The organism is Nostoc sp. UHCC 0251 (assembly GCF_034932245.1).
Taxonomy (GTDB): domain Bacteria; phylum Cyanobacteriota; class Cyanobacteriia; order Cyanobacteriales; family Nostocaceae; genus Nostoc.
The window spans coordinates 1-1,609 of sequence record NZ_JAYGHD010000266.1; the positions used below are offsets into that span (position 1 = coordinate 1).

Consider the following 1,609-nt stretch of genomic DNA (forward strand, 5'->3'; position numbering starts at 1 on the left):
TCTGCCCGACGCTCGCGGACTCGCTAACGCTGCGCTATCTGCCTTTCTTGATAAAGACGGGTGCAATGTAATTTTTGAGTAATTCCTGCGGTTGCGATCGCGTTTCGCCCGCTATATGCGAGTGCCTGAGTATATCTTTGTACTTGAAGAGCGCAGATTTTCCCATAGCCAAATATTCCAAAAACCGTGAGGAGTTTTCTTTCCATGTTCAAACCTCGCCCAATTTTTAGCGCCTTAGTTGCAATTATCCTAGCGTTTGTCATAGGTACACAGATACATAAACAACCCGCCGTTGCTACTGGAGGGGGTTGTAATCCAACGGCGAATAACCTACCTATATGTCCAAGCACAGCACCTTCAGAGTCAGCTAGTTTCATTGACCCAACTGCAACAATCACCAATCCAACAAATATAAGCTTGGGCAAAAAAGTCTATGTTGCGCCATTTGCCGAGTTAGACGCTACTACTGCTCCCATTAGCATTGCAGAAGATTCTAATGTCCAAGACCAAGTGAAAATTACAGCTTCGGGAACCGGAGTGGAGATTGGGCCAAGAGTCATTATGGCACACATGGCCATTGTCAAAGGTGCAGCTAAAATCGGTACTCAAGGCTTAACCGGGCCTTTTACTGACCCAGTTACCAATACTCAGTTCAGCAACACTATTCCAGAGACGTTTCTCGCTTTCAACTGTGAAATAGACGGTGCAACTGTAGAAAGAAACACAGTAATCAACTTTCTCTCACGGGTTGGCCCTGGTGTTACCTTACCTGCCGGGAAAGTAGTCCTGCCAGGTAAAAACGTCACAAATAACTTTGAAGCTACTAGCGGCAGTTTGGGGAAAGTGGCAAACCTGACCCAAGCCGACGTTGCATTAATGGAAGCCATTATTGAAGTCAATGATGCATTTGCCAAAGGTTACACAGAATTAGCTAGAGCCGATTTGACAAACGTCACAGGAATTAATTATGCTCCCGTCACCTTCTTTAATTCTGGAGGTCTGCCGCAGATAGGTGGAAGTCCAACTCGTGATCCGAACTATCGTAACCGGATTATCGGTAATCTTACTTTCCAAGATTCTTTAGCAACGCTTAACAACAAACTAGCTAATAGAATTTCGCTACGTGCTGATGAGGGTGAACCTTTTAATGTTGGGTCAATTGCTGGGATGGCAAACGATGTTGTCTTTCACGCATTAGAAACCACTAGTTTGACTCTTGGTGATGGAGTTGGTTATGGGCCTCGCGCTCTAGTTCATGGCGGTAGGCAGGTTGTCAATGGTGTTGCTGATGGCCCTGAAACTAGCATAGGTAATGCTGTAGGGCTAGGGCCGAACTCTGTTATATTCCGCGCCAGCATTGGCAACCACTCAGCTATTGGGCAAAGAAGCGCAGTCTTCAATTCTACATTAGATCCCAGAACGGCTATTGGTTCTCGAACAATCTATGCCGACAACGGCAGCATGATTCTACCTGTGGAGTGGTAAGGGGAGACTGCTTTCACTCCTATACCAGCCGTGTTCTTAGCTGCTCGTTGTGTAGCGTGGATATCTTTTCCCGGATTTCTCACCACACCCCTCAAAGCCTGCGCTTGTGCAGGGGAGCAGGGGA

General features: G+C 46.7%; 2 protein-coding genes. One reads left to right on the top strand and one right to left on the bottom strand.

What is annotated here, in order from left to right; all coding sequences use genetic code 11:
- Positions 1–23: 23 nt before the first annotated feature.
- Positions 24–206 (bottom strand): hypothetical protein, encoded by a 183-nt coding sequence (locus VB740_RS18105; RefSeq protein ID WP_323201341.1) that lies wholly within the window; start codon positions 204–206, stop codon positions 24–26.
- Here VB740_RS18105 and VB740_RS18110 point away from each other — a divergent pair.
- The gene (locus VB740_RS18110; RefSeq protein ID WP_323201342.1) at positions 205–1,485 is read left to right on the top strand and encodes an acetyltransferase; all 1,281 of its coding nucleotides are present in this window, start codon (positions 205–207) and stop codon (positions 1,483–1,485) included. The genes VB740_RS18105 and VB740_RS18110 overlap by 2 nt on opposite strands.
- Positions 1,486–1,609: the final 124 nt, after the last annotated feature.